Source organism: Streptomyces sp. NPDC057253, from assembly GCF_042669125.1.
Taxonomy (GTDB): domain Bacteria; phylum Actinomycetota; class Actinomycetes; order Streptomycetales; family Streptomycetaceae; genus Streptomyces.
The window spans coordinates 1-26,829 of the sequence record NZ_JBHUXV010000122.1 but is presented as its reverse complement, the minus strand read 5'-3'; the positions used below and the strand labels follow the sequence as shown (position 1 = coordinate 26,829).

General features: G+C 70.8%; 25 protein-coding genes. 18 read left to right on the top strand and 7 right to left on the bottom strand.

Annotation, left to right across the window (positions count from 1 at the left end; all coding sequences use genetic code 11):
• Positions 1–74: 74 nt before the first annotated feature.
• Both ACFULQ_RS40200 and ACFULQ_RS40195 read right to left on the bottom strand, forming a co-directional pair.
• On the bottom strand, positions 75–1,304 hold the full coding sequence (locus ACFULQ_RS40200; RefSeq protein ID WP_383554189.1) for a DUF349 domain-containing protein: 1,230 nt from the start codon (positions 1,302–1,304) through the stop codon (positions 75–77).
• Positions 1,305–1,439: 135 nt separating this feature from the next.
• Positions 1,440–2,261, bottom strand: coding sequence for a peptidylprolyl isomerase (locus ACFULQ_RS40195; protein WP_383554186.1), 822 nt, complete (start codon positions 2,259–2,261; stop codon positions 1,440–1,442).
• Between the two features lie 180 nt (positions 2,262–2,441).
• Between ACFULQ_RS40195 and ACFULQ_RS40190 the strand changes: the two genes are divergently transcribed.
• Both ACFULQ_RS40190 and hisS read left to right on the top strand, forming a co-directional pair.
• The gene (locus ACFULQ_RS40190; protein WP_359821144.1) at positions 2,442–3,155 is read left to right on the top strand and encodes an MBL fold metallo-hydrolase; all 714 of its coding nucleotides are present in this window, start codon (positions 2,442–2,444) and stop codon (positions 3,153–3,155) included.
• 11 nt (positions 3,156–3,166) lie between these two features.
• Positions 3,167–4,429: a histidine--tRNA ligase gene (gene hisS, locus ACFULQ_RS40185; protein WP_383554183.1), complete on the top strand. Its 1,263-nt coding sequence runs from the start codon at positions 3,167–3,169 to the stop codon at positions 4,427–4,429.
• A gap of 63 nt (positions 4,430–4,492) precedes the next feature.
• On the opposite strand, the gene ACFULQ_RS40180 is transcribed toward hisS, so the two are convergent.
• Genes ACFULQ_RS40180 through ACFULQ_RS40165 form a run of 4 tightly spaced genes read right to left on the bottom strand, consistent with a single transcriptional unit; the run spans position 4,493 to position 8,020 of the window.
• A complete protein-coding gene (locus ACFULQ_RS40180) occupies positions 4,493–5,119 on the bottom strand; it encodes a response regulator (RefSeq protein ID WP_383554180.1) in 627 nt (208 codons plus the stop codon).
• Positions 5,116–6,315, bottom strand: coding sequence for a sensor histidine kinase (locus ACFULQ_RS40175; protein ID WP_383554178.1), 1,200 nt, complete (start codon positions 6,313–6,315; stop codon positions 5,116–5,118). Before ACFULQ_RS40175 ends, ACFULQ_RS40180 begins: the two co-directional genes overlap by 4 nt.
• Positions 6,312–7,157 carry an ABC transporter permease gene (locus ACFULQ_RS40170; protein WP_383554175.1) on the bottom strand — a complete coding sequence of 282 codons (846 nt, stop codon included), beginning with the start codon at positions 7,155–7,157 and terminating at the stop codon, positions 6,312–6,314. The genes ACFULQ_RS40175 and ACFULQ_RS40170 overlap by 4 nt, the downstream gene beginning before the upstream one ends.
• The gene (locus ACFULQ_RS40165) at positions 7,154–8,020 is read right to left on the bottom strand and encodes an ABC transporter ATP-binding protein (RefSeq protein ID WP_383554172.1); all 867 of its coding nucleotides are present in this window, start codon (positions 8,018–8,020) and stop codon (positions 7,154–7,156) included. The genes ACFULQ_RS40170 and ACFULQ_RS40165 overlap by 4 nt, the downstream gene beginning before the upstream one ends.
• A 145-nt stretch (positions 8,021–8,165) precedes the next feature.
• On the opposite strand from ACFULQ_RS40165, the gene ACFULQ_RS40160 reads away from it, so the two are divergent.
• The 3 genes from ACFULQ_RS40160 (at position 8,166) to rpsD (ending at position 11,129) form a co-directional block, all read left to right on the top strand.
• Positions 8,166–8,828, top strand: coding sequence for a vitamin K epoxide reductase family protein (locus tag ACFULQ_RS40160; RefSeq protein WP_383554169.1), 663 nt, complete (start codon positions 8,166–8,168; stop codon positions 8,826–8,828).
• A gap of 46 nt (positions 8,829–8,874) precedes the next feature.
• On the top strand, positions 8,875–10,230 hold the full coding sequence (locus tag ACFULQ_RS40155; protein WP_383554166.1) for a replication-associated recombination protein A: 1,356 nt from the start codon (positions 8,875–8,877) through the stop codon (positions 10,228–10,230).
• Between the two features lie 284 nt (positions 10,231–10,514).
• A complete protein-coding gene (rpsD, locus tag ACFULQ_RS40150; protein ID WP_020138086.1) occupies positions 10,515–11,129 on the top strand; it encodes a 30S ribosomal protein S4 in 615 nt (204 codons plus the stop codon).
• A 45-nt stretch (positions 11,130–11,174) separates the two neighbouring features.
• Here the strand turns inward: rpsD and ACFULQ_RS40145 are convergent, their stop codons facing one another.
• Positions 11,175–13,361, bottom strand: a complete 2,187-nt coding sequence (locus ACFULQ_RS40145; RefSeq protein WP_383554162.1) for an ATP-binding protein — start codon at positions 13,359–13,361, stop codon at positions 11,175–11,177.
• Positions 13,362–13,511: 150 nt separating this feature from the next.
• Here ACFULQ_RS40145 and ACFULQ_RS40140 point away from each other — a divergent pair, with 150 nt between their 5' ends.
• The 13 genes from ACFULQ_RS40140 (at position 13,512) to nusB (ending at position 26,730) form a co-directional block, all read left to right on the top strand.
• Positions 13,512–13,937 (top strand): DUF948 domain-containing protein, encoded by a 426-nt coding sequence (locus tag ACFULQ_RS40140; protein WP_383554159.1) that lies wholly within the window; start codon positions 13,512–13,514, stop codon positions 13,935–13,937.
• 10 nt (positions 13,938–13,947) lie between these two features.
• On the top strand, positions 13,948–14,289 hold the full coding sequence (locus ACFULQ_RS40135) for a hypothetical protein (RefSeq protein ID WP_383554156.1): 342 nt from the start codon (positions 13,948–13,950) through the stop codon (positions 14,287–14,289).
• Positions 14,289–16,961: an alanine--tRNA ligase gene (gene alaS, locus ACFULQ_RS40130; RefSeq protein ID WP_383554153.1), complete on the top strand. Its 2,673-nt coding sequence runs from the start codon at positions 14,289–14,291 to the stop codon at positions 16,959–16,961. The genes ACFULQ_RS40135 and alaS overlap by 1 nt, the downstream gene beginning before the upstream one ends.
• A gap of 35 nt (positions 16,962–16,996) precedes the next feature.
• Positions 16,997–17,461, top strand: coding sequence for a Holliday junction resolvase RuvX (gene ruvX / locus ACFULQ_RS40125; RefSeq protein WP_383554192.1), 465 nt, complete (start codon positions 16,997–16,999; stop codon positions 17,459–17,461).
• A gap of 122 nt (positions 17,462–17,583) precedes the next feature.
• On the top strand, positions 17,584–19,338 hold the full coding sequence (gene mltG, locus ACFULQ_RS40120) for an endolytic transglycosylase MltG (RefSeq protein WP_383554150.1): 1,755 nt from the start codon (positions 17,584–17,586) through the stop codon (positions 19,336–19,338).
• 68 nt (positions 19,339–19,406) lie between these two features.
• Entirely contained in the window at positions 19,407–20,246 is an 840-nt protein-coding gene (locus ACFULQ_RS40115; protein WP_383554147.1) for a shikimate dehydrogenase, read from the top strand.
• Between the two features lie 196 nt (positions 20,247–20,442).
• The gene (gene aroC, locus ACFULQ_RS40110; protein ID WP_383554144.1) at positions 20,443–21,627 is read left to right on the top strand and encodes a chorismate synthase; all 1,185 of its coding nucleotides are present in this window, start codon (positions 20,443–20,445) and stop codon (positions 21,625–21,627) included.
• Positions 21,624–22,136 (top strand): shikimate kinase, encoded by a 513-nt coding sequence (locus ACFULQ_RS40105; RefSeq protein WP_383554141.1) that lies wholly within the window; start codon positions 21,624–21,626, stop codon positions 22,134–22,136. Before aroC ends, ACFULQ_RS40105 begins: the two co-directional genes overlap by 4 nt.
• Complete coding sequence (aroB, locus tag ACFULQ_RS40100) at positions 22,133–23,224, top strand: 3-dehydroquinate synthase (protein ID WP_020138095.1); 1,092 nt, start codon at positions 22,133–22,135, stop codon at positions 23,222–23,224. Before ACFULQ_RS40105 ends, aroB begins: the two co-directional genes overlap by 4 nt.
• Positions 23,225–23,559: 335 nt before the next feature.
• The gene (locus tag ACFULQ_RS40095) at positions 23,560–24,483 is read left to right on the top strand and encodes a Pro-rich N-terminal domain-containing protein (protein WP_383554139.1); all 924 of its coding nucleotides are present in this window, start codon (positions 23,560–23,562) and stop codon (positions 24,481–24,483) included.
• 85 nt (positions 24,484–24,568) lie between these two features.
• On the top strand, positions 24,569–25,675 hold the full coding sequence (locus ACFULQ_RS40090) for an aminopeptidase P family protein (RefSeq protein WP_383554136.1): 1,107 nt from the start codon (positions 24,569–24,571) through the stop codon (positions 25,673–25,675).
• A gap of 51 nt (positions 25,676–25,726) precedes the next feature.
• Entirely contained in the window at positions 25,727–26,293 is a 567-nt protein-coding gene (efp, locus tag ACFULQ_RS40085) for an elongation factor P (protein WP_020138098.1), read from the top strand.
• A 2-nt stretch (positions 26,294–26,295) separates the two neighbouring features.
• Complete coding sequence (gene nusB / locus ACFULQ_RS40080; RefSeq protein WP_383554134.1) at positions 26,296–26,730, top strand: transcription antitermination factor NusB; 435 nt, start codon at positions 26,296–26,298, stop codon at positions 26,728–26,730.
• Positions 26,731–26,829 lie beyond the last annotated feature (99 nt).

Below are 26,829 nucleotides of genomic sequence, written 5' to 3'. Positions count from 1 at the left end.
CCCGTACGTCACGTACGGGGCCCTTCTCGTCGTAGCGGAAGGCGACGGGCTTGATCAGCCGCCGAAGCCTGGGATCAGCCGCCGAACTCCTGGAGGCCCTTCAGAGCCTGGTCCAGAAGGGCCTGGCGGCCCTCCAGCTCGCGCTCCAGCTTGTCGGCGCGCGCGTTGTTGCCCTGGGCGCGGGCCTGCTCGATCTGGCCCTTGAGCTTGTCGACCGCGGCCTGGAGCTGGCCGGTCAGACCCGCGGCACGCGCGCGTGCCTCCGGGTTGGTCCGGCGCCACTCGGTCTCCTCGGCCTCCTGAAGCGCGCGCTCGACGGCGTGCATCCGGCCCTCGACCTTCGGCCGGGCGTCCCGCGGGACATGGCCGATGGCCTCCCAGCGCTCGTTGATCGTGCGGAAGGCGGCGCGGGCCGTCTTCAGGTCGCCGATCGGCAGGAGCTTCTCGGCCTCCTCGGCCAGCTCCTCCTTGAGCTTGAGGTTCTCCGTCTGCTCGGCGTCCCGCTCGGCGAAGACCGAGCTGCGGGCCGCGAAGAACACGTCCTGGGCGCCGCGGAAGCGGTTCCACAGGTCGTCCTCGTGCTCGCGCTGGGCACGGCCCGCGGCCTTCCACTCCGCCATCAGCTCGCGGTAGCGGGCGGCCGTCGGACCCCAGTCCGTCGACCCGGACAGCGCCTCGGCCTCGCCGACCAGGCGCTCCTTGGTCTTGCGGGCCTCCTCGCGCTGCGCGTCCAGCGACGCGAAGTGGGCCTTGCGACGCTTGGAGAACGCCGAGCGCGCGTGCGAGAAGCGGTGCCACAGCTCGTCGTCCGACTTGCGGTCCAGGCGCGGCAGACCCTTCCAGGTGTCCACCAGGGCGCGCAGCCGCTCACCGGCGGCCCGCCACTGGTCGGACTGGGCCAGCTCCTCCGCCTCGACGACCAGCGCCTCCTTGGCGTGCCGGGCCTCGTCGGACTGCTTCGCGCGCTGCTGCTTGCGCTCCTCGCGCCGCTTGTCGACCGTCTCCACCAGCTTGTCCAGCCGCACCTTGAGCGCGTCCAGGTCGCCGACCGCGTGATGCGCGTCGACCTGCTCGCGGATGTGGTCGATCGCGGTCTGGGCGTCCTTCGCCGACAGGTCGGTGGTCTTCACACGCTTCTCGAGGAGGCCGATCTCGACAACCAGGCCCTCGTACTTGCGCTCGAAGTAGGCCAGGGCTTCCTCGGGGGAGCCGGCCTGCCAGGAACCGACGACCTGCTCGCCGTCGGCCGTACGCACGTACACGGTCCCCGTCTCGTCGACGCGGCCCCACGGGTCGCTGCTCACAGCGCCTCCTCCACATGATGCCTGCGGAAGGCTTCAGCGCCCCCGGGCATCGTCCACAGTTTCGTCACGGCCAACATAGGCGACCGGCGGGTGGCCTGTCCGCATCCCGCGCGACCGAAATTTCGCAGTTGGCGGTCAGGATTTGGTGACGGTCGCCTTGTTGATCACGACGGTCGCGTTCGGCGCGCCGTCGCCCGCGCCGGTGCTCTCACCGGCCGCGGCGATCTTCTTCAGCACCTTCATACCGGATTCCGAGATGGTCCCGAACGGGGTGTAGCTCGGGGGCAGCTGGCTGTCCTGGTAGACCAGGAAGAACTGACTGCCTCCAGTGTGCGCCTGGCCGGTGTTCGCCATCGCGACGGTGCCCGCCGGGTAGGTGTTCGCCTTGAGGCTCTTGTCCTTCAGGTTCTCGTCCGGGATGGTGTAGCCCGGTCCGCCGCTGCCGGAGCCCGTCGGGTCGCCGCACTGCAGGACGTAGATGCCGTTGGTGGTGAGCCGGTGGCACTTGGTGTGGTCGAAGAAGCCCTTGCCCGCGAGGAACGCGAAAGAGTTCACGGTGTGCGGAGCCGCCGAGGTCTTCAGCGCGATGTCGATCGTGCCGCAGGTGGTCGCGAGGTCGAAGGTGTACTTCGCCGACTTGTCGATGGTCATCGCCGGCTCCTTCTTCCAGGTCTCCGTCTTGACCTTGCCGGCGGCGGGCTTCTCGCACGGGTCCGGCGCCTTCTTGGTCGCCTCCGCGCTCGGGCTGGCCTCCGCGCTCGCGTTGGCCTTGTCGTCGTCGTCCTTCAGGACCCCGGACGTGTAGAGCGCCAGGCTGCCCACCAGGATCACGCCGAGCACCGACCCGATCACGGAGTTGCGCAGACGGGCCTTGCGTCGCGCCTCCGTGCGCCGCTGCTGCTGCCGCAAGAACTTCTCCCGCGCGAGCTGCCGCTTCCGCTGTTCCTGGGTGACCACGGGGTTCTCTCCTCATGCGTCTCGTCCGCCGACCGTTACGCATGCGTCCTATGAGCCGACCGCCTGCGTGTGCCCCGTACCGTATATGGGTTCGCTGAGGAATCGGCAGCGCCGGTAGGCTCTGACCACTGGGGCAGCCGCCCGGAAGACCGCCCGTACCCACACAAACCGAGGACGATCGTGCTCATTGCCGGGTTCCCCGCCGGGGCCTGGGGGACGAACTGTTATCTCGTCGCCCCCGCCGCCGGTGAGGAGTGCGTGATCATCGACCCGGGCCACCAGGCCGCCGAGGGAGTCGAAGAGGCACTGAAGAAGCATCGGCTCAAGCCCGTCGCCGTCGTCCTCACCCACGGCCACATCGATCATGTGGCCTCGGTCGTCCCGGTCTGCGGCGCGCACGACGTGCCCGCCTGGATCCACCCCGAGGACCGGTACATGATGACCGACCCGTCGATGGGGCTCGGCCGGTCGATCGGCATGCCGCTGATGGGCGAGATCACCGTGGGCGAGCCGGACGACGTCCGGGTGCTGACCGACGGCACGAAGCTGGAGCTGGCGGGTCTGGAGCTGTCCGTCGCACACGCGCCGGGCCATACGAAGGGGTCGGTGACGTTCCGGATGCCCGAGACCGCGGAGATCCCGTCCGTGTTCTTCTCCGGGGATCTGCTCTTCGCCGGCTCCATCGGACGCACCGACCTGCCCGGCGGTGACATGGCCGAGATGCTCGACTCGCTGGCCCGCGTGTGCCTGCCGCTCGACGACTCGACCGTGGTGCTGTCCGGCCACGGCCCCCAGACGACCATCGGCCAGGAGCGCGCCACCAACCCGTATCTGCGGGAAGTGGCGGCCGGCCAGGGAGCGGGTCCGCAGACCCCTCCCCGACGAGGAATGTGACGAGAGACTTCGTGAGCACCTTTCAGGCCCCCAAGGGCACGTACGACCTGCTGCCGCCCGACTCGGCCAGGTACCTCGCCGTCCGCGAGGCGATCGCCGCGCCGCTGCGCACCTCCGGCTACGGCTACATCGAGACGCCCGGCTTCGAGAGCGTCGAGCTGTTCGCGCGCGGTGTGGGTGAGTCCACCGACATCGTGACCAAGGAGATGTACGCCTTCGAGACCAAGGGCGGCGACAAGCTCGCCCTGCGCCCCGAGGGCACCGCCTCCGTGCTGCGCGCGGCGCTGGAGGCCAACCTGCACAAGGCCGGGAACCTGCCGGTCAAGCTCTGGTACTCCGGCTCGTACTACCGCTACGAGCGCCCCCAGAAGGGCCGTTACCGCCACTTCTCCCAGGTCGGCGCCGAGGCGATCGGCGCGGAGGACCCGGCCCTCGACGCCGAGCTGATCATCCTGGCCGACCAGGCGTACCGCTCGCTGGGCCTCAGGAACTTCCGCATCCTGCTCAACAGCCTGGGCGACAAGGAGTGCCGGCCGGTGTACCGGGCCGCGCTCCAGGACTTCCTGCGCGGCCTCGACCTCGACGAGGACACCCTGCGCCGGGCCGACATCAACCCGCTGCGCGTCCTCGACGACAAGCGCGAGTCGGTGCAGAAGCAGCTCGGGGACGCGCCGCTGCTGCGCGACTACCTGTGCGACGCCTGCAAGGCGTACCACGAGGAGGTCCGTGAGCTGATCACCGCGGCGGGCGTGGCCTTCGAGGACGACCCGAAGCTGGTGCGCGGCCTCGACTACTACACCCGTACGACCTTCGAGTTCGTCCACGACGGTCTGGGCTCCCAGTCCGCGGTGGGCGGCGGCGGCCGCTACGACGGCCTGTCCGAGATGATCGGCGGCCCCGCGCTGCCGTCCGTCGGCTGGGCCCTCGGCGTCGACCGCACGGTCCTCGCCCTGGAGGCGGAGGGCGTCGAGCTCGAACTCCCCTCCACGACCAGCGTGTTCGCGGTCCCGCTCGGGGAGGAGGCCCGCCGGGTCCTGTTCGCCAAGGTCACCGAGCTGCGCAAGGTCGGCATCGCCGCGGACTTCTCGTACGGCGCCAAGGGCCTCAAGGGCGCCATGAAGAACGCCAACCGCAGCGGCGCCCGCTACACGATCGTGGCCGGCGAACGCGACCTCGCCGAGGGAGTCGTACAGCTCAAGGACATGGAGTCCGGGGAGCAGTCGGCGATCGGCGTCAACGAGATCGTGGCGGAGCTGGAGTCCCGACTCGGCTAGCAGGCACGCGCGTCAGGGCGCCGGTCGCATGACCGGCGCCCGTGACCGCGGCTGACGCGGGTGTCACTGGTCGAGGAGCCCGTGCCGCAGGGCGCTGGTGACGGCGGCGGTGCGGTCGTCGACGTCCAGCTTGGCGAAGACGCGCAGGAGGTGGGTCTTGACCGTCGACTCGCCGATGAACAGCCGGCGCCCGATCTCCGCGTTGGTGCAGCCGTCCGCGACCAGGCGCAGCACCGCCGTCTCGCGCTCCGAGAGCCGCGGCCGTTCCGGCTTTGTCCGCAGCTGGTCGACCAGACGGGCGGCGACCGTCGGGGCCAGGACCGTCTCACCGCGCGCGGCCGCCCGCACGGACTGCGCCAGTTCGGCCCGGGGCAGGTCCTTGAGCAGGTAGCCGGCGGCCCCCGCCTCCACGGCCCGCAGAATGTCGCGGTCCGTCTCGTACGTCGTCAGCACGATCACCCGGCAGGGCAGTCCCGCCTCCGTCATCCGGGCGATCGACTCCACACCCGACCCGCCCGGCATGCGCAGGTCCATCAGCACGATGTCGGGGCGGAGTTCGGCCGCCAGCGCCTCCGCCTGCGGCCCGTTCGACGCGTCGGCGACCACCTCCAGGTCCGGTTCCGCGGTCAGCATCGCCCGCAGGCCCTCCCGTACGACGGGGTGGTCGTCGGCCAGGATGATCCGGATCATGAACAACTCCTCGGGGGCGGTACGGGCAGCAGGACGGTGACCGTGGTGCCGCCGCCGGGCGCGCTGTGCACCCGGACCGTCCCGCCGACCTCGACGGCACGGGCCCGCAGTCCCGCGAGGCCGTAGCCGTCATGGGCGGCCCCGGGGTCGAAGCCGTGCCCGTCGTCGCGTACGGACAGGGTGAGCGCGTCCTCGGCGTAGTCGAGCCCGATGGCCACGGCCGCCGAACTCCCGGCGTGCTTACGGCAGTTCGTGAGCGCCTCCTGGCACGCGCGCAGGGCGACGACCTCGGGAGCGGCGGGCAGCGGACGGACCGGGCCCGTCACGTCGAGCTCGGCCGCGTGCCGGGCCGCCAGCCTGCCCAGCGCGTCCGGCAGCGAGGAGCCGTCCAGGTCGGCGGGGGTGCCGTCGGCGACCAGGGCCCGGGCCTCGGCCAGGTTCAGCCGGGCCGTCTCGTCCATCAGCGCCAGATGCCGGCGGGCCCGCCCGAGGTCGTGGTCGAGCTCGGCCTCGACGGCCTGGATCAGCATCAGCACACTGGTGAAGCCCTGGGCGAGGGTGTCGTGGATCTCCCGGGCCATCCGCTCCCGCTCGGCCAGCGCCCCGTGCGCCGCCGACAGCCGGGCGACCTCGTGCCGGCTCGTGTCCAACTCGGCGATCAGGGCCGCCCGTTCCTGGCTCTGCTCGATGATCCGGATGACATAGCTGCCGACGGCCACCGAGAAGACGAGGGTGACCACGGCGAACAGGCCGTTGAAGAAGACGTCCCGGTCGCTCGGCCACCAGAGCAGGGCCCAGCCCAGGACCGGCGCCAGGTTGATCACGGCGACCGCGGCTAGCGCCCACCGCATGCGCAGGGTCATGAAGCACTGGGGGACGAGTGCGAAGGTCATCAGCCGGGTCTCGCCCACCAGGATCGCCGAGGGCAGGAACAGCGCCACCATCGCGCCCAGATAGGCGAGCGCCTTGCGTGCTTCGGGCGGATCCTGCCGGAGCAGGGGGCGGCCGACCCGTACGAACAGCGGGACCTGCGGCACCAGCAGCGCCGCCGCGGTCAGCCGGACCGGCCACCCGGGGTGCCCGGTGCCCAGCACGAACACCAGGGTGGCCAGCCAGATCAGCGCGAAGTAGGTGTCCCAGAGCCGGAAGGAGCGCTCCCAGGAGTACGCGCCCCCGCCGTCCGGCGGACCGGTCACCCCTCGCCCCGGTTCTTCCACCGGAAGGTCAGCAGACACAGCAGCAATCCTCCGACGCACCACGCCCCCAGCACCAGGGCGGTGCGCCCGAACTCCCAGTCCCCGGCCTGCTCCAGCACCTGCGCCGAGTCCGGCAGGAACACCCCGCGCAGCCCCTGGCACATCCACTTCAGGGGGAACAGCGCACCGATGGTCAGCATCCAGTCCGGGATGGTGTCGATCGCGATGTACACCCCGGAGATGAACTGAAGGACGAGAAAGGGGAGTACGACCACGGAGCTCGCGCTCTTGCTGGACTTGGGGATCGAGCTGATCGCGATGCCGAGCAGCGCGCAGGCCGTCAGACCGAGCACGAAGATCCAGGCGAAGGCGAACCACCTCCCGGCGTCCGAGGGCAGCCGGACGTCGTACAGCGTGGTGCCGACGAGCAGCAGGACGGCCGTCTCCAGGAGGCCGGTGACCAGAACCAGCCAGATCTTGCCGAGGAAGTACGCCGCCGGCGGCATCGGAGTGCCGCGCAGCCGGCGCAGCACCTTCTCGTCCCGCTCGACGGCGATCGCGACGCCCAGCGACTGGAAGCTGGTCGACATGATGCCGGCGGCCATCATCGCCGGGACGTACAGCTGGGAGGCCTTGATGCCCGCCCCCTCCACGTCGTCGCTGAAGATCGACGCGAACAGGAACAGCAGGACCACCGGGAAGGCGAAGGTGAACACCACGTGGTCGCGCTGCCGGAAGAACATCCTGATCTCCAGGGCACCCCGCCGAAGCCCCAGCCCCCAGGCCCCCGGCAGACGGACCCGGGCCCCGTGGCGTGCGGCCGGTGCGGCGGTCGTGGTCATCGCGGGTCCTCCTGTCCGGTGAGCCGCAGGTAGACGTCCTCCAGCGTGGGGCGGGTCACCGTCAGTCCCGGGATCTCGCCGTCGAAGCGGTGGGTCAGCTCGGCGACCGTCCTGGTCGGGGTGTCCGTGCGCACCGCGCGCGGGGCGCCGCCCGGCTCGGTCCACTCGACGGTGGCCCCGGTGCCGAACCGCTCCCGCAGGGCGGCCGGTTCGCCCGTGGCCACGACCTTCCCCCGGGCGACGACGGCCAGCCGGTCGGCGAGCGCCTCGGCCTCCTCCAGGTAGTGCGTGGTGAGCAGGATCGTGGTGCCCTCGACGGCCAGCTTGCGGATCAGGTCCCAGAACCGGCGCCGGGCCGCGGGGTCGAAGCCGGTCGTCGGCTCGTCCAGGAGCAGCAGCTCGGGGCCGCCGATCACACCGAGCGCCACGTCGAGGCGCCGCCTTTGACCGCCCGACAGGGCCTTGGTCCGGCTGTCCGCCTTGCCCTCAAGTCCCACCAGGGCGATGACCTCCGCCGGGTCCCGCGGCCTCGGGTAGTAGCGGGCGAAATGCCGGACCGTTTCCGCGACCGTCAACTCCGCGGGCGCGGATTCGTCCTGCCAGACGATTCCGACACGAGATCGCCACGCGCGTGTGCCGTGCGCCGGGTCCGTGCCGAGCACCGAGACCTCACCCGCGTCCCTGCCCCGGTTGCCCTGGAGGATCTCCACCGTGGTGCTCTTGCCCGCCCCGTTGGGCCCCAGCAGGCCGAACACCTCGCCCGCGCGGATACCGAGATCGAGTCCGTCGACCGCGGTGACGTCGCCGTAGCGCTTGCGCAGCCCTCGAACGTCCACCGCCAGTTCGTTCGCGTGTGTGGTCATGTCCGACAGCGTCGGCCGGAACCGAACGCCAGGGGACGACCGTGCGTACTTCCTTATGTCCACCGAACGGTGGACAAGGCCCCGGGTGCGGCACAATGGCCCCTGCCCGAAGAAGGTCCAACTCTCAAGCAGACGGATCGGCGTGATGAGCAAGACGACAGTGAAAGACGTCTCCACGAAGTCCGAGCCCTCGTCGGCGGGCGTCGACACCGCGCCCCGCACGGAGGGCGGCAGCCGAGCCTTCGCCCTGCTCCTGGTCGTCACCGGCGCGGCCGGGCTGCTCGCCGCATGGGTCATCACGATCGACAAGTTCAAGATCCTCGAGGGCAAGGTCAGCGGCAAGACGTTCACGCCGAGCTGCTCCCTCAACCCGATCGTCTCCTGCGGCAGCGTGATGGAGAGCAAGCAGGCCGCCGCCTTCGGGTTCCCCAACCCGATGCTCGGTCTCGTCTGCTACGGCATCGTCATCTGCGTCGGCGTGAGCCTGCTCACCCGGGCCCGCTTCCCGCGCTGGTACTGGCTCACCTTCAACTTCGGCACCCTCTTCGGCGTGGCCTTTTGCACCTGGCTCCAGTTCCAGTCGCTGTACCGGATCAACGCGCTGTGCCTGTGGTGCTCGCTGGCCTGGGTCGCCACGATCACCATGTTCTGGTACGTCACCTCGTTCAACATCCGCAACGACTTCCTGCCGTCCCCGGGCTGGCTCAAGCGCTTCCTCGCCGAGTTCACCTGGGTCCTGCCGGTCACGCACTGCGGCATCATCGCGATGATGATCCTGACCCGCTGGGGCAGCAGCCTCTGGGCCTGACCGACGGCCGACGGTGTTGTCAGTGCCGTGAACTAGGGTTTCTGTCGTGGAGCCCGATCTGTTCACCGCGGCGGCGGAAGAGCGCCAGGAGAAGGACCCGGCCGGCAGCCCCCTGGCGGTCCGGATGCGCCCGCGCACCCTCGACGAGGTGGTGGGCCAGCAGCACCTGCTGAAGCCGGGATCGCCGCTGCGCCGCCTGGTCGGTGAGGGCAGCGGAGGCCCCGCCGGACCCTCCTCGGTGATCCTCTGGGGCCCGCCGGGCACCGGCAAGACGACCCTGGCGTACGTCGTCTCCAAGGCGACCAACAAGCGCTTCGTGGAGCTCTCCGCGATCACCGCCGGCGTCAAGGAAGTCCGCGCGGTCATCGACGGCGCCCGCCGCGCCACCGGCGGATTCGGCAAGGAGACCGTCCTCTTCCTCGACGAGATCCACCGCTTCAGCAAGGCCCAGCAGGACTCCCTGCTCCCCGCGGTCGAGAACCGCTGGGTGACCCTGATCGCGGCCACCACCGAGAACCCGTACTTCTCGGTGATCTCCCCGCTGCTGTCCCGCTCGCTCCTGCTCACCCTCGAACCCCTCACGGACGACGACGTGAGGGGGCTCCTCAAGCGGGCGCTGAGCGACGAACGCGGTCTGAAGGACGCCGTCGCCCTCCCCGAGGACACCGAGGACCACCTCCTGCGCATCGCCGGCGGCGACGCCCGCCGCGCCCTGACCGCCCTGGAGGCCGCCGCCGGGGCCGCCCTCGACAAGGGCGAGCCGGAGATCTCCCTCACCACGCTGGAGGAGACGGTCGACCGCGCGGCCGTGAAGTACGACCGCGACGGCGACCAGCACTACGACGTCGCCAGCGCCCTCATCAAGTCGATCAGGGGCTCCGACGTCGACGCGGCCCTGCACTACCTGGCCCGCATGATCGAGGCCGGCGAGGACCCCCGCTTCATCGCCCGCCGCCTGATGATCTCCGCCAGCGAGGACATCGGCCTCGCCGACCCGAACGCCCTGCCGATAGCCGTGGCCGCCGCCCAGGCCGTCGCCATGATCGGCTTCCCCGAGGCCGCGCTGACCCTGAGCCACGCCACCATCGCCCTCGCGCTGGCCCCGAAGTCCAACGCCGCGACCACGGCGATCGGCGCCGCCATGGAGGACGTGCGCAAGGGACTGGCCGGTCCCGTCCCGCCCCACCTGCGTGACGGCCACTACAAGGGCGCCGCCAAGCTCGGCCACGCCCAGGGGTACGTCTACCCGCACGACCTGCCCGAGGGCATCGCCGAGCAGCAGTACGCCCCGGACGCCATCAAGGACCGCGAGTACTACGAACCCACCCGGCACGGCGGCGAGGCGCGGTACGCGGACGCCGTGGAGTGGACCAGGAAGCACCTCGGTCGTAGGCGGTCCTGAGCAGCCTGTAGAATCCCTCGAAGTGCCGAGTCCCGCGCAGTCAGAGCGGGACAGCCGGCCGGGACCCCCAGCGGGTCCCAGGAGCGTCGCGCACCGTTCGAATGGTGTCGCGGGCAGCCCACCACCGTACGCGGTAGGTGGGCCACTCGCGTGCTGCACGTATGTGCCCAGACCAGGGGAGCGGCTGCCCACCAGGTCCTGATCCAGGATCCGGCGGGTTTCCCCGGCTGCGGATTGCGACCTCCCTCAACCCTGACAAGCCGAACACCGAGAAATGAGAGATCGTGGCGAACCAGTCCCGCCCCAAGGTCAAGAAGTCGCGTGCCCTCGGCATCGCGCTGACCCCGAAGGCCGTCAAGTACTTCGAGGCCCGTCCCTACCCGCCGGGTGAGCACGGCCGTGGCCGCAAGCAGAACTCGGACTACAAGGTCCGTCTGCTCGAGAAGCAGCGTCTGCGTGCGCAGTACGACGTGTCCGAGCGTCAGCTCGTCCGCGCCTACGAGCGTGCCTCCAAGGTTCAGGGCAAGACCGGTGAGGCCCTGATCATCGAGCTCGAGCGCCGTCTCGACGCGCTGGTCCTGCGTTCGGGCATCGCCCGCACGATCTACCAGGCCCGCCAGATGGTCGTCCACGGCCACATCGAGGTCAACGGCCAGAAGGTCGACAAGCCGTCCTTCCGCGTCCGTCCCGACGACGTCGTGATGGTCCGCGAGCGCAGCCGCAGCAAGACGCTGTTCGAGGTCGCCCGTGCCGGTGGCTTCGCCCCCGACGGCGAGACCCCGCGCTACCTCCAGGTGAACCTCGGCGCCCTGGCGTTCCGCCTGGACCGTGAGCCGAACCGCAAGGAGATCCCGGTGATCTGCGACGAGCAGCTCGTCGTCGAGTACTACGCCCGCTGATCATCAGCAGGCCGTAGCACCACGGGCGGTAGCCCACGCACCACCTCAGCCCGCCGTCTCCCCGCCCTTCCGGGTGGGCGAGGCGGCGGGCTCGTGCGTTTCGAAGGGCACCTTGGTGTGCCGCACGGGCCCCCGCGGCGCAGGCAGCCCCTCCAGCGGACGTGCCCGCCCCAGCGCCCGGGCCACCGCAGCCTCCCGGCCCAGGGTCCGCCCCTGCCGCAGACACTCCTCGTACCGCTCGTCGCCCAGCCGCTCCCGGGCCGTCGCCTCGCACAGCTCGTGCGGGGCGTTGTAGTAGGCGGAACCGAACAGGGGCAGACCCACCGAGGGCCACAGCGCGGCCGCCGCGCCCTGGAGCACCGCCGCCTCGGCCGGGTCGCCCTGCGTCGCCGTGACCAGGGCCAGCAGCTCGATCGACAGGACCGAGCCCAGCAGGTCACGGAAGGTGTGCGCACAGGTCAGACACTCGGTGAGCAGCGCACGCGCGCGTGCCGCCTCGCCCTCGCTCCAGGCCGCGTACGCCAGGACGTACAGGGCGTACGACCGGGCCCACCGCTCGCCGTGGTCCTCGCAGATCCGGCGGACGTCCTCGCACAGCCGTACCGCGTCCGGCAGATCGCCCAGGAAGGCACGGGCCATCGCCAGCTCGACCTGGCCCATGAGCACATTGCTGTTGAGCTCGCCGATCTCCTGGTAGCGCGCCAGCGACGAACGCAGCAGGGCCTCGGCGCGGGGCATGTCGTCCGAGACGAGTGCCAGACAGCCGGTGCGGTGCTCGGCGTAGGCCAGCGCGGTCGGGTTCGAGGTCCGCTCGGCCTCCTCGCGGCACTGCTGGAGGGCCGCCAGCGCGGGCACGGTGTCGCCCTGGAGGATCGCCACATAGCCGAGCACCCACAGGGCCTTCAGCCGGGCGTGTTCATTGCCGGGCCCCGGCTCCGGTTCCCCTCGCGGCTCCGGCTCCACACTGCGCTCCAGCCAGTGCCGCCCCTCCGAGAGCCGGCCGCAGCCGACCCAGCAGAACCAGAGGGAGCCCGCGAGATGCCGGCCCAGCTCCAGCCCGTCGGGGTCGGTCAGGCAGTACTCCAGGGCGCAGCGCAGGTTCGGCAGCTCGGCCTCGATGCGGGCGGCCACCTCGTTCTGCCGCGGGGAGAACCAGTCCAGCTCGCACCAGGTGGCCAGACCGACGTACCAGTCGCGGTGCCGTCGGCGCAGCCGGACCGCGTCACCGGTCGCCTCCAGCCACTCGGCGCCGTACGCCCGGACCGTGTCGAGCATCCGGTAGCGGACGCCGGTCGCGGTCTCCTCGCGCGCCACCACCGACTGGGCGAGCAGCGCGGACAGCACGTCGAGGACGTCGTCGGAGTGCAGACCGCCGCCGCTGCACACGTACTCGGCGGCCTCCAGGTCGAACCGGCCGGCGAACACCGACAGCCGCGACCACAGCAACCGCTCCTCGGGCGTGCACAGTTCATGGCTCCAGCCGATCGCCGTGCGCAGCGTCCGATGCCGGGGCAGGGTGTCCCGGTTGCCGCCCGTCAGCAGCCGGAACCGGTCGTCGAGCCGCTCCAGCAACTGATCCGGGGACAGCGCCCCCAGCCGCCCCGCGGCCAGCTCGATCGCCAGCGGGATGCCGTCCAGACGCCGGCACAGCTCCCGTACCCGGGGAGCGTCCCCGACCGTCAGGCCCCGGCGCCCGGCCCGCTCCCGGAACAGCTCCACGGCCTCCTCCTCGCCCAGCGGACCCAGGGCGAAGACCTGCTCACCCGCCACCGACAGCGGCCTGCGCCCGACGGCCAGCACCGCCAGCCCCGGCACCTGCCCCAGCAGCTCCACGACCAGGTCCGCGCACGCGTCCACCAGATGTTCGAAACCGTCCAGGACCAGCAGCAGCCGACGCTCGGCGAGGTGGGCCAGGAGCGTCTCGCGCGGCAGCCGCGCGGTGTGGTCCGTCAGGCCCAGCGCCTCCACGACCGCGTGGTCCACGAACTCCGGATCGCGTACGGCGGCCAGCTCCACGCGCCACACCCCGTCGGGCGGGGCGCACCGGCCGCCGGCCACCCGTGCCGCGAGCCGTGACTTGCCGATCCCGCCCGGGCCGGTCACCGTGACCAGCCGCGCGGAGTCGAGCGCCCGTGCCAGGCCCGAGAGTTCGGCCCGCCGGCCCACGAAGCCGTCGAGCTCCAGGGGGAGATTGCCGTTCGCCTCGGTGCCGTCGGGCTGGTGACTGCGCATGGAACACGGAGCGTACTCAAGCGTGTTCACTCCGTACAATCGCCCGTGACGACCCGACCGCGGGCGAGGGGTAATCCGGTGCGGAGCGCCGTGCTCGGCGCGATAGGCTCGGCTGCGTTATCTACAGGTGTTTATGAGAGCAGGTGTCAGGTGTCCGGTGGAGAGGTTGCCGGGATCCTGGTGGCCGTCTTCTGGGCGATCCTGGTCTCCTTCCTCGCCGTCGCGCTGGCGAGGCTGGCCCAGACGCTCAAGGCGACCACCAAGCTCGTCGCGGACGTGACCGACCAGGCGGTGCCGCTGCTGGCCGACGCCTCCACCGCGGTGCGCTCCGCGCAGACCCAGATCGAGCGGGTCGACGCGATCGCCTCGGACGTCCAGGAGGTCACGTCGAACGCCTCCGCGCTGTCCACCACCGTCGCCTCCACCTTCGGCGGCCCCCTGGTCAAGGTCGCGGCCTTCGGCTACGGCGTGCGCCGGGCGCTCGGCGGCCGCAAGGACGAGGCGCCCGCGAAGACCCCCCGGCGTACCGTGATCGTGGGCCGGGCGGTATCCCGGGGCCGCGGGAAGAGGGACTGAGGCTCTAGAGATGTTCCGCCGTACTTTCTGGTTCAGCACGGGCGTGGCCGCCGGTGTCTGGGCCACCACCAAGGTCAACCGCAAGCTGAGGCAGCTGACCCCCGAGAGCCTCGCCGCCACGGCGGCCAACAAGGCGATCGAGACGGGCGCCCGGATCAAGGACCGCGCGGTCGGCTTCGCGCTCGACGTCCGCGACAACATGGCGCAGCGGGAGGCCGAGCTCTCGGACGCGCTCGGTATCCGCGAGAGTCCCGAACTGCCCGCTCCCCGGCGCATCGCCGCCATCGAGAACACCACGTACACCACGAAGTCGTACAAGACGCACCCGTACAACCGGAATGAGGACCACTGATGGAGTCGGCCGAGATTCGCCGCCGCTGGCTGAGCTTCTTCGAGGAGCGCGGGCACACCGTCGTCCCTTCGGCGTCGCTCATCGCGGACGACCCGACTCTGCTGCTCGTCCCCGCCGGCATGGTGCCCTTCAAGCCCTACTTCCTGGGTGAGGTCAAGCCGCCGTGGCCGCGCGCCACCAGCGTGCAGAAGTGCGTGCGCACGCCCGACATCGAAGAGGTCGGCAAGACCACCCGGCACGGCACCTTCTTCCAGATGTGCGGCAACTTCTCCTTCGGCGACTACTTCAAGGAAGGCGCCATCAAGTACGCCTGGGAGCTGCTCACCACGCCCCAGGACAAGGGCGGTTACGGCCTCGAGGCCGAGCGTCTGTGGATCACCGTCTACAAGGACGACGACGAGGCCGAGCGCATCTGGCACGAGGTCATCGGCGTGCCGAAGGAGCGCATCCAGCGCCTCGGCATGAAGGACAACTTCTGGTCCATGGGCGTCCCCGGACCCTGCGGCCCCTGTTCCGAGATCAACTACGACCGCGGCCCCGAGTTCGGCGTCGAGGGCGGCCCCGCCGTCAACGACGAGCGGTACGTGGAGATCTGGAACCTCGTCTTCATGCAGTACGAGCGCGGCGAGGGCATCGGCAAGGACAACTTCGAGATCCTCGGCGAGCTCCCCAGCAAGAACATCGACACGGGCCTCGGTCTCGAGCGCCTCGCGATGATCCTGCAGGGCGTGCAGAACATGTACGAGATCGACACCTCGATGGCCGTCATCAAGAAGGCCACCGAGCTGACCGGTGTCGAGTACGGCGCCGCCCACGACTCGGACGTCTCCCTGCGCGTGGTCACCGACCACATGCGCACGTCCGTGATGCTGATCGGTGACGGTGTCACCCCCGGCAACGAGGGCCGCGGTTACGTCCTGCGCCGCATCATGCGCCGCGCCATCCGCAACATGCGGCTCCTCGGCGCCACCGGTCCGGTCGTGCTCGACCTGATCGACACCGTGATCGCCATGATGGGCCAGCAGTACCCCGAGCTGGTCACCGACCGCGAGCGCATCGAGAAGGTCGCCGTCGCCGAGGAGAACGCCTTCCTCAAGACGCTCAAGGCCGGCACCAACATCCTCGACACCGCCGTCACCGAGACCAAGGCCTCCGGTGGCTCGGTCCTCGCCGGCGACAAGGCGTTCCTGCTCCACGACACCTGGGGCTTCCCGATCGACCTCACCCTCGAAATGGCCGCCGAGCAGGGCCTTTCGGTGGACGAGGACGGCTTCCGGCGCCTGATGAAGGAGCAGCGGGAGCGCGCCAAGGCCGATGCCCAGGCCAAGAAGACCGGGCACGCGGGCGCCGGTGCCTACCGTGAGATCGCCGACAAGGTCGGTGAGACCGACTTCATCGGCTACAGCGACACCGAGGGCGAGTCCACGATCGTCGGCATCCTCGTCGACGGCGTCTCCTCGCCGGCCGCGACCGAGGGCGACGAGGTCGAGATCGTCCTGGACCGCACCCCGTTCTACGCCGAGGGCGGCGGCCAGATCGGCGACACCGGCAAGATCAAGGTCGACTCCGGTGCCGTCATCGAGGTCCGCGACTGCCAGAAGCCGGTCCCGGGCGTCTACGTCCACAAGGGTGTCGTGCAGTTCGGCGAGGTGACGGTCGGTGCCAAGGCGCACGCCTCGATCGACAGCCGCCGTCGTACGGCCATCGCCCGCGCCCACTCGGCGACCCACCTCACCCACCAGGCGCTGCGTGACGCGCTCGGTCCGACGGCCGCCCAGGCCGGTTCCGAGAACCAGCCCGGCCGGTTCCGCTTCGACTTCGGATCGCCCTCCGCCGTCCCGACGGCCGTGATGACCGACGTCGAGCAGAAGATCAACGAGGTCCTCGCCCGTGACCTCGACGTCCGCGCCGACATCATGGGCATCGACGAGGCCAAGAAGCAGGGCGCCATCGCCGAGTTCGGCGAGAAGTACGGCGAGCGGGTCCGGGTCGTGACCATCGGCGACTTCTCCAAGGAGCTGTGCGGCGGCACGCATGTCCACAACACCTCCCAGCTGGGCCTGGTCAAGCTGCTCGGCGAGTCGTCGATCGGCTCCGGTGTCCGCCGTATCGAGGCGCTCGTCGGCGTGGACGCCTACAACTTCCTCGCCCGTGAGCACACCGTGGTCGCTCAGCTCCAGGAGCTGATCAAGGGCCGCCCGGAGGAGCTCCCGGAGAAGGTCTCCGCGATGCTCGGCAAGCTGAAGGACGCCGAGAAGGAGATCGAGAAGTTCCGCGCCGAGAAGGTCCTCCAGGCCGCGGCCGGTCTCGCCGAGTCCGCCAAGGACATCCGCGGCATCGCCGTCGTCACCGGCCAGGTCCCCGACGGCACCACGCCGGACGACCTGCGCAAGCTGGTCCTGGACGTGCGGGGCCGCATCCAGGGCGGCCGTGCCGTCGTCGTCGCCCTCTTCACGGTCAACAACGGCAAGCCGCTGACGGTCATTGCCACCAACGACGCCGCCCGCGAGCGCGGTCTCAAGGCCGGTGACCTGGTCCGCACGGCCGCGAAGACCCTCGGCGGCGGCGGTGGCGGCAAGCCGGACGTCGCCCAGGGCGGCGGCCAGAACCCGGCCGCGATCGGTGAGGCCGTGGACGCGGTGGAGCGGCTCGTGGCGGAAACGGCCAAGTGAGCACCGAGCAGGAAACGAGTGAGGGCGGCCCCGCGATGCGCCGGGGCCGCCGGCTCGCGATCGACGTCGGGGACGCCCGCATCGGGGTCGCCTCGTGCGACCCCGACGGGATCCTCGCCACTCCGGTGGAGACGGTCCCGGGAAGAGACGTTCCCGCAGCTCAGCGCCGGTTGAAGCGGCTGGTCGAGGAGTACGAACCGATCGAGGTCGTCGTCGGCCTCCCGCGCTCCCTGAAGGGGGGCGAGGGGCCGGCCGCGGTCAAGGTCCGCGGCTTCGCCCAGGAGCTCGCGAAGGGCATCGCGCCCGTTCCGGTCCGGCTGGTCGACGAGCGGATGACGACCGTGACGGCCAGTCAGGGACTGCGCGCTTCCGGGGTGAAATCCAAAAAGGGCAGATCGGTCATTGACCAGGCAGCCGCTGTGATCATCCTCCAGCAGGCCCTGGAATCCGAACGGGTGTCAGGTAAAGCACCCGGCGAGGGCGTCGAAGTGGTCATCTGATCGCGATACGGTAACGTTCCGCGCGACTGCGACACTGTTCGAACAGGTGCCGCACAGAGAGAGGCGGAACAGATGCCGGGTCACACGCCGCGCGACTGCCGCCTCGCGGCTCTAGGGGATCGATGACTGAGTATGGCCGGGGCCAGGAAGGCTCCGAACCGTGGCATCCGCAGGACCCGTACCACGGGGACGGCGGATGGGATGGGCAGCAGGCCCCCACGGGCCATCAAGCTGCCTACGGCGGCCAGCAGCAGCACTATCCGCAGGCGCCGCAGCAGTCGGAGTACGGCGAGTGGGGCACCGGTCGGCAGGGCGACTACGGACAGGCTCAGCAGCAGTATCCCCAGCACCAGTACGACCCGAACCAGGGCTACGACCAGCACAACCAGGGCTACGACCAGCACAATCAGGGTTACGACCAGCAGAACCAGGCCTACGACCAGCAGCAGTACGCCGCTCAGCAGCACCAGCAGTACGCGCAGCAGCAGTACGACAACAGCGGCTGGGCCACCGGCACGCAGGTCCCCTACCCGGACCCCTCGGACCCGTACGGTCAGCAGGCCGCGGCCTACGGCGCCGGGGAGCAGCCTGACTACTACGGCACCCCTGACGCGTATCCGCCGCCGGAGCCGCCGAGCCGTCGCCAGGCCGAGCCGGACGTGCGGGAGACCGACTGGGACCCCGGCCCCGACGAGGGCGAACACGCCTTCTTCGCGGGCGGTGGCGACGACGAGGACGAGGCCGACGACGAGGGCGGCCGGGGTGATCGCCGGGGCCGCGGCGGCAAGAAACCGAAGAAGCGGCGCAGCGGCTGCGCCTGCCTGGTGGTCCTGCTGGTGTTCGGCGGCGGGATCGGCGGGGTCGGCTACTTCGGCTACCAGTTCTACCAAAATCGTTTTTCCTCGGCGCCGGACTACACGGGTGACGGCACCGCCGACAAGGTGGCCATCACCATCCCCTCGGGCGCCAACGGCGCGGAGATGGGGCGGATCCTGAAGGCGGCGGGTGTCGTCAAGAGCGTCGACGCGTTCGTGGCCGCGTTCGCGCAGAACGACGAGTCGGGGAAGATCCAGGCCGGCTCGTATCTGCTGAACAAGGAGATGTCGGCCGAGAGCGCTGTCGGGATGATGCTCGACCCCAAGAGCCAGAACAACCTGATCGTCCGCGAGGGCGAGCGCAACACGGACGTCTACGAGGAGATCGACGCACGACTGGACCTGGCGAAGGGCACCACGGCGAAGGTCGCCAAGCAGAAGTACAAGAACCTCGGGCTGCCCGACTGGGCGCTCGGCCACCCCGACCTGAAGGACCCGCTGGAAGGGTTCCTCTACCCCTCCGCCTACGCGGTCCCCAAGGGCGGGAAGCCGGAGAGCGTCCTCAAGGACATGGTCGAACGGGCCAGCGCGAAGTACGAGGACCTCGGCCTGGAGAAGAAGGCCAAGGGACTGGGGCTTGACGGCCCCTGGCAGCTGCTCACCGTCGCGAGCCTCGCGCAGGCCGAGGGCACGAGCCACGACGACTTCCGCAAGATGGCCGAGGTCGTCTACAACCGCCTCAAGCCCGGCAACCCCCAGACGTACGGCTCGCTGGAGTTCGACTCCACGTACAACTACGTCAAGAACCAGAGCAAGATCGACCTGACGATCGCCGAGCTCAAGCAGTACAACAACCCGTACAACACGTACTACGTCAAGGGTCTGCCGCCCGGGCCGATCGACAACCCGGGTGAGGAGGCCATCAAGGGGGCGCTCAACCCGACGCACGACGGCTGGTACTACTTCATCTCGCTGGACGGCAAGACCAGCAAGTTCACGAAGACACTGGCCGAGCACGACAAGCTCGTGCAGGAGTTCAACGCGTCACGGAAGAAGGGCTGAGGGCCGGACGTCATCGCCGGGCGGTCGGTCCGTGGTCCTCGCGTGACAACGGATCAAGGAACGATTCCATGACATCTCGGGCCACCGCCGCCCGCCGGGCCGCTGTCCTCGGCAAGCCCATCGCGCACTCCCTCTCGCCGGTCCTGCACCGCGCGGCCTACCAGGAGCTGGGCCTCACCGACTGGTCGTACGACCGGTTCGAGCTCGACGAGGCCGCCCTGACCGGGTTCGTCGAGGGACTCGGCCCCGAGTGGGCCGGGCTGTCGGTGACCATGCCGCTCAAGCGGGCCGTCATCCCGCTGCTCGACGGGATCAGCGAGACGGCCGCCTCGGTGGAGACGGTCAACACGGTCCTGTTCACCGAGGACGGCCGCCGCCTCGGCGACAACACCGACATCCCCGGCATGGTCGCCGCCCTCCGCGAGCGCGGAATCGAACAGGTCGACTCGGCGGCGATCCTCGGTGCCGGTGCCACCGCCTCCTCCGCGCTCGCCGCGCTCGCCCGGATCTGCACCGGCGAGGTCGTCGCCTATGTGCGCAGCGAGGCCCGGGCCGCCGAGATGCGGCAGTGGGGCGAGCGCCTCGACGTCGAGGTGCGCACGGCGGACTGGACGGACGCGGCCGAGGCCCTGCGCGCCCCCCTGGTGATCGCCACCACCCCCGCGGGCGCCACGGACGCGCTCGCCCACGCCGTACCGGAGCGCCCTGCGGCCCTCTTCGACGTGCTCTACGACCCCTGGCCCACCGAACTCGCGGCCCGCTGGTCGATGATCGGCGGGGCCGTGGTCAGCGGTCTCGACCTGCTGGTGCACCAGGCGGTGCTCCAGGTCGAGCAGATGACGGGCCTGAGCCCCGCGCCCGTGGAGGCGATGCGCAAGGCGGGGGAACACGCGCTCGCGGCCCGCTGACGTCCGACTGCTGGCCGGGGAGGACGCGCTCGCGGCCCGCTGACGTCCGTCTGCTGGACCTGTGACCGGTGACCGGCGCCGGACGTGGGAGGATCGGAGGCGGCGGGCCGGGGCCGCGCACCTGGTCGCGCCGTTGCCGTACGCGAGGACGCGCGTAAGCAGGGCAGTACCAGGGCGCGAGCACTGAGGAGCACCGTTGAGCAGGTTGCGCTGGCTGACCGCGGGGGAGTCCCACGGTCCCGCACTCGTGGCGACGCTGGAGGGCCTTCCCGCCGGTGTGCCCATCACCACGGAGATGGTGGCGGACCACCTGGCGAGGCGTCGGCTGGGCTACGGCCGCGGTGCCCGGATGAAGTTCGAGCAGGACCAGGTCACCTTCCTCGGCGGTGTCCGGCACGGTCTCAGCCTCGGTTCCCCGGTCGCGATCATGGTGGGCAACACCGAGTGGCCGAAGTGGGAGCAGGTCATGGCGGCCGACCCCATCGACCCGGAGATCCTCGCCGGCCTCGCGCGCAACGCCCCGCTGACCCGCCCGCGCCCCGGCCACGCCGACCTCGCGGGCATGCAGAAGTACGGCTTCGACGAGGCCCGGCCGATCCTGGAGCGCGCCTCCGCGCGGGAGACGGCGGCCCGGGTGGCGCTGGGCGCGGTGGCCCGGTCGTACCTCAAGGAGACGGCCGGCATCGAGATCGTCAGCCATGTCGTCGAGCTCTGCTCGGTGAAAGCCCCGGCCGGGGTCTACCCGACGCCGGCCGACGTCGAGAAGCTGGACGCCGACCCGCTGCGCTGCCTGGACGCGGACGCCTCGAAGGCGATGGTGGCCGAGGTCGACCAGGCCCACAAGGACGGCGACACCCTCGGTGGCGTGGTCGAGATCCTCGCCTACGGCGTCCCCGTGGGCCTCGGCTCCCACGTGCACTGGGACCGCAAGCTGGACGCCCGCCTGGCCGGTGCCCTCATGGGCATCCAGGCCATCAAGGGTGTGGAGCTCGGCGACGGCTTCGAGCTGGCGCGGGTGCCGGGATCCAAGGCGCACGACGAGATCGTGAACACCCCCGAGGGCATCCGCCGGGTCTCCGGCCGCTCGGGCGGCACCGAGGGCGGGCTGTCCACCGGTGAGCTGCTGCGGGTGCGGGCGGCGATGAAGCCGATCGCGACCGTGCCGCGGGCCCTTCAGACCGTCGACGTGACCACCGGTGAGGCCGCGCAGGCCCACCACCAGCGCTCGGACGTCTCCGCGGTCCCCGCCGCCGGCATCGTCGCCGAGGCCATGGTCGCCCTCGTCCTCGCGGACGCGGTGGCGGAGAAGTTCGGCGGCGACAGCGTGCCCGAGACCCGCCGCAACGTGACGTCGTACCTCGAGAACCTGGCCATCCGATGAGCCCTCTGGTGGTGCTCGTCGGTCCGATGGGCGTGGGCAAGTCGACGGTCGGGCAGCTGCTGGCCGACCGGCTCGGCACCGCCTACCGGGACACCGACGACGACATCGTCACCGCACAGGACCGCACCATCGCGGAGATCTTCGTCGACGAGGGCGAGCCGGCCTTCCGGGCGATCGAGAAGGCCGCGGTGGCTCGGGCACTGGCCGAGCACGACGGCGTCCTCGCGCTGGGCGGCGGCTCCATCCTCGACGCGGACACCCGCGCCCTGCTCGCGGGGCAGCGGGTGCTGTACCTGTCGATGGACGTCGAGGAGGCGGTCAAGCGCACCGGCCTGAACGCCGCCCGTCCGCTGCTCGCGGTCAACCCGCGCAAGCAGTGGCGCGAGCTGATGGAGGCCCGGCGCTCGCTGTACGAGTCGATCGCCACGGCGGTCGTGGCCACCGACGGCCGTACCCCCGAAGAAGTCACCGAGATCGCGCTGGACGCACTGGAGTTGAAGGAAGCATGAGCGAGGCAGTGACGCGCATCCAGGTCGGCGGCACCGCGGGCAGCGAGCCGTACGAGGTCCTGGTGGGACGTCAACTCCTGGGCGAACTCGGCGCGTTGGTGGGGGAGAAGGCCCAGCGGGTCGCCGTCATCCACCCCGAGGCGCTCGCCGACACCGGGGACGCGCTGCGCGCCGACCTCGCCGAGCAGGGCTTCGAGGCCGTCGCCATCCAGGTCCCGAACGCCGAGGAGGCCAAGACCGCCGAGGTCGCCGCCTACTGCTGGAAGGCGCTCGGGCAGTCCGGCTTCACCCGCTCCGACGTCGTGGTCGGCGTCGGCGGCGGCGCGACCACCGACCTCGCCGGGTTCGTGGCCGCGACCTGGCTGCGCGGGGTGCGCTGGATCGCCATCCCGACCACCGTGCTCGCCATGGTCGACGCGGCGGTCGGCGGCAAGACCGGCATCAACACCGCCGAGGGCAAGAACCTCGTCGGCGCCTTCCACCCGCCGGCCGGTGTCCTGTGCGACCTGGCCGCGCTGGACTCGCTGCCCGTCAACGACTACGTCTCCGGGCTCGCCGAGATCATCAAGGCCGGTTTCATCGCCGACCCGGTGATCCTGGAGCTCATCGAGTCCGATCCCGAGGCCGCGCGCACCCCGGCGGGCCCGCACACCGCCGAACTCATCGAGCGCTCGATCCGGGTCAAGGCCGAGGTGGTCTCCTCCGACCTCAAGGAGTCGGGGCTCAGGGAGATCCTCAACTACGGCCACACGCTGGCCCACGCGATCGAGAAGAACGAGCGGTACAAGTGGCGGCACGGCGCCGCCGTCGCCGTAGGCATGCACTTCGCCGCCGAACTGGGCCGTCTGGCGGGCCGGTTGGACGACGCGACGGCCGACCGCCACCGCACCGTGCTGGAGTCGGTCGGACTGCCGCTGCACTACCGCTACGACCAGTGGCCCAAGCTCCTGGAGACCATGAAGGTCGACAAGAAGTCGCGCGGGAACCTGCTGCGGTTCATCGTCCTTGACGGACTGGGCAAGCCGACCGTCCTGGAGGGCCCGGACCCGGCGGTGCTGCTCGCCGCGTACGGCGAGGTCGGCCAGTAGCTCCCCGTGACGGGCGTTCCGTCCTGGACGGCGCGGGCGGCCGGTAGGTCCCGCGACGGGCGTTCCGCCGGATTCGCCTTGTGGCAGGGGCACTTCGGGCCGTCCTCGGCCGTTCACCAAATGCGGGGCGGGGGCGGTACCGTTCGGTTGCGAGCGGGGTAGGTACCGCCCTGTAACCAGCGTCGATCAGCCTGCGGCGAGTGAGCCGGGGCGCGCGTCGGGTACGAGAGGACGAGCGAGCCGGGCCCGAGGGCCGGGTCCGGTCGGGCTCCCGGCACCGACGCGAGCGCCCCGCCGGCACATGAGCCGACCAAGACGAGACGGAGTGGCACCGGATGCAGCACGCAGTGGGTTCTCCGCTGCCGCAGCCCCCTCAGCCGGGGCACGGACCGGCCACCGGCTGGTCGCCGGCCGCACATCACCCGGGACCTCATCACCCGGGTGCGCACCAGGGCTCCGCCCCGATGCCCCCACCGCCGCCGACCCCGGGCTTCGCCCCGGCTCCGGTCCCGCCGACGCCGCCGCACGCCTCGGTCCCGCCGACGCCCCCGCACGCACCGGTACCGCCCGCGCCCCAGCACGCGCCGAGCCCACCCGCGCCACCGCACGCACCGGGTCCGGTCCCCGACACCACCGGTCATGTTCCGCTGCCGCCCGGAGCCCCGGTGGGCGCCCCGCCGGCCGCCGTGCCCGACCCCGCGGGCACCACCCTCGCCGTGCTCCTGATCGGTCCCGCCGGTGCCGGCAAGACGAGCGTCGCCAAGTACTGGGCCGACCACCGCCGCGTCCCCACCGCGCACATCAGCCTCGACGACGTCCGCGAGTGGGTCCGCTCCGGCTTCGCCGACCCCCAGTCCGGCTGGAACGACCACTCCGAGGCGCAGTACCGCCTGGCTCGCCGCACCTGCGGCTTCGCCGCCCGCAACTTCCTCGCCAACGGCATCTCCTGCATCCTCGACGACGCGGTGTTCCCGGACCGGCCGGTGGTCGGCCTCGGCGGCTGGAAGCGGCATGTGGGCCCGGGTCTGCTCCCGGTGGTCCTGCTGCCCGGCCTGGAGATCGTCCTGGAGCGCAACGCGGAGCGGTCCGGCAACCGCCGCCTGACGGACGAGGAGGTGGCCCGGATCCACGGCCGGATGGCCGGGTGGTACGGCTCCGGACTGCCGATCATCGACAACTCCCAGATGGACGTACCGCAGACGGCGAAGGTGCTGGACGACGTCCTGGCGAGGTCGATAGCCAGCCCGCCGAGCTGGTAGTCGGGAGCCGGTGGAGGACCCACGACCCTCCCCACTCGGACTCTCTCAGACGGCGGCGGACCTGCGGAGCTCCTACGCTCAAGTCATGTCAGAGGTGTACGCCACCCGCAGAGCCCGCCTACGCGACCGCTGCCAGGCCGGCGGCAGCCAGTCCGCGCTGATCTCCCGGCCGGCCAACGTCCGCTACCTCGCGGGCAGCGCCCCGCGGGGCAGTGTGCTGCTGCTCGGCAGGACCGAGGACCTGCTGGTGTGCGCCGAGCCCCCGCAGGACCGTCCCGGCACCGGCCGCCCCGACGAGACCCTGCGACCGCACCACCTGCCCGGCGCCGGGGGCGACCCCGCCGTAGCCGCGGCCGACCTCGCCACGGGTCAGGGCGTGGAGTCGCTCGCTGTGGAGGAACAGCACCTCACGGTCGCCCGGTACCGGGCGATCCGCTCGGTCGTCCCACGCCTGCGCCTCGCCGACCTCGCGGGCACGGTCGAGCAGCTCCGGGTCATCAAGGACGAGGAGGAGATCTCCTGCCTGCGCATCGGCGCCGAGATCGCCGACCAGGCACTGGGTGAACTACTGGAGTCCATCCTCGTGGGCCGCACGGAACGGCACCTGGCCCTCGAACTGGAGCGCCGGCTCGTCGACCACGGCGCCGACGGCCCGGCCTTCGCCACCTCCGTCGGCACCGGCCCGAACTCCGGGCGGCGCGGCCACCGCCCCACCGACCGCCGGGTCGAGGAGGGCGATTTCCTCTCCGTCTGCCTGGGCGCGAACTACCGCGGCTACCGCTGCGAGATCGGCCGTACCTTCGTCATCGGTACGTCCCCCGCCGACTGGCAGATCGAGCTGTACGACCTCGTCTTCGCCGCTCAGCGCGCCGGCCGCGAGTCCCTGGCGCCCGGCGCGGCCTACCGCGACGTGGACCGGGCGGCACGGCAGGTGCTGGAGTCCGCGGGCCACCACGAGGGTCTGTCGTCCCTGACCGGACATGGGGTGGGACTCGAAATCGACGAGGACCCGCAGCTGGCCCCCGCGGCCATGGGTAAACTGGACGCTTGCGTGCCGGTCACCGTCGAACCGGGGGTCCACCTCCCGGGACGGGGCGGCGTCCGGATCGATGACACGCTCGTCGTACGCCCCGAGGCGGACGGCGGACCCGAGCTACTCACCATCACGACCAAGGAGCTGCTCGCCCTGTAGGCAGAGGCGTGCGCCGGGGTCGTCCACGTCAGTCCAGGAGATTCCGCAACCGTGGCTTCCACGAACGACCTCAAGAACGGCCTGGTGCTCAAGCTCGAAGGCGGCCAGCTGTGGTCCGTCGTCGAGTTCCAGCACGTCAAGCCCGGCAAGGGCCCCGCCTTCGTGCGCACCAAGCTCAAGAACGTGCTGTCCGGCAAGGTCGTCGACAAGACGTTCAACGCCGGCGTCAAGGTCGAGACGGCCACTGTCGACAAGCGCGACATGCAGTTCTCGTACATGGACGGCGAGTACTTCGTCTTCATGGACATGGAGACCTACGACCAGCTGATGATCGACCGCAAGACGGTCGCCGACGCCGCGAACTTCCTCATCGAGGGCTTCACCGCGACCGTCGCGCAGCACGAGGGCGAGGTGCTCTTCGTCGAGCTGCCGGCCGCCGTCGAGCTGACCATCCAGGAGACCGAGCCGGGCGTCCAGGGCGACCGCTCCACCGGCGGCACCAAGCCCGCCACCTTGGAGACCGGTCACCAGATCCAGGTCCCGCTCTTCATCACCACCGGTGAGAAGATCAAGGTCGACACCCGCACGAGCGACTACCTCGGCCGGGTGAACAGCTAACCGTGGCTGCCCGCAACACGGCCCGCAAGCGCGCCTTCCAGATCCTGTTCGAGGGCGACCAGCGCGGCGTCGACGTCCTGACGGTCCTCGCGGACTGGATCCGGCTCTCCCGGGAAGACACCCGGCAGCCCCCGGTGAGCGAGTACACGATGCAGCTGGTCGAGGGGTACGCGGAGCACGCGAAGCGTATCGACGAGCTGATCGCGCAGTACTCGGTCGGCTGGACGCTGGACCGGATGCCGGTCGTCGACCGCAACATCCTGCGGCTCGGCGGCTACGAGCTGATCTGGGCCGACGAGATCCCGGACGCCGTGGTGCTCGACGAGATGGTGCAGCTGGCGAAGGAGTTCTCCACGGACGAGTCGCCCTCGTTCGTGAACGGCCTGCTGGGCCGACTGAAGGACCTGAAGCCGTCCCTGCGCCGAGACGAGGCGTGAGCCGAGCCGCCGGAGGCGACTCGAGACCCGCAGTGCCTGAGGGCCCGCAGCATCCCCGCTGCGGGCCCTCAGGCGTAAGGGTGCGTCACAGCGGCGCGA

Bases quoted from the DNA above. Each gene is read 5' to 3' on its own strand.
- ACFULQ_RS40090 (WP_383554136.1), top strand. From the start codon at position 24,569: ATGTCAGAGGTGTACGCCACCCGCAGAGCCCGCCTACGCGACCGCTGC.
- ACFULQ_RS40170 (WP_383554175.1), bottom strand. From the start codon at position 7,157: ATGACCACGACCGCCGCACCGGCCGCACGCCACGGGGCCCGGGTCCGT.
- ACFULQ_RS40135 (WP_383554156.1), top strand. From the start codon at position 13,948: ATGTTCCGCCGTACTTTCTGGTTCAGCACGGGCGTGGCCGCCGGTGTC.
- ruvX (WP_383554192.1), top strand. From the start codon at position 16,997: ATGCGCCGGGGCCGCCGGCTCGCGATCGACGTCGGGGACGCCCGCATC.
- ACFULQ_RS40165 (WP_383554172.1), bottom strand. From the start codon at position 8,020: ATGACCACACACGCGAACGAACTGGCGGTGGACGTTCGAGGGCTGCGC.
- ACFULQ_RS40095 (WP_383554139.1), top strand. From the start codon at position 23,560: ATGCAGCACGCAGTGGGTTCTCCGCTGCCGCAGCCCCCTCAGCCGGGG.
- ACFULQ_RS40145 (WP_383554162.1), bottom strand. From the start codon at position 13,361: ATGCGCAGTCACCAGCCCGACGGCACCGAGGCGAACGGCAATCTCCCC.
- ACFULQ_RS40115 (WP_383554147.1), top strand. From the start codon at position 19,407: ATGACATCTCGGGCCACCGCCGCCCGCCGGGCCGCTGTCCTCGGCAAG.
- alaS (WP_383554153.1), top strand. From the start codon at position 14,289: ATGGAGTCGGCCGAGATTCGCCGCCGCTGGCTGAGCTTCTTCGAGGAG.
- ACFULQ_RS40105 (WP_383554141.1), top strand. From the start codon at position 21,624: ATGAGCCCTCTGGTGGTGCTCGTCGGTCCGATGGGCGTGGGCAAGTCG.
- aroB (WP_020138095.1), top strand. From the start codon at position 22,133: ATGAGCGAGGCAGTGACGCGCATCCAGGTCGGCGGCACCGCGGGCAGC.
- mltG (WP_383554150.1), top strand. From the start codon at position 17,584: ATGACTGAGTATGGCCGGGGCCAGGAAGGCTCCGAACCGTGGCATCCG.
- ACFULQ_RS40180 (WP_383554180.1), bottom strand. From the start codon at position 5,119: ATGATCCGGATCATCCTGGCCGACGACCACCCCGTCGTACGGGAGGGC.
- ACFULQ_RS40160 (WP_383554169.1), top strand. From the start codon at position 8,166: ATGAGCAAGACGACAGTGAAAGACGTCTCCACGAAGTCCGAGCCCTCG.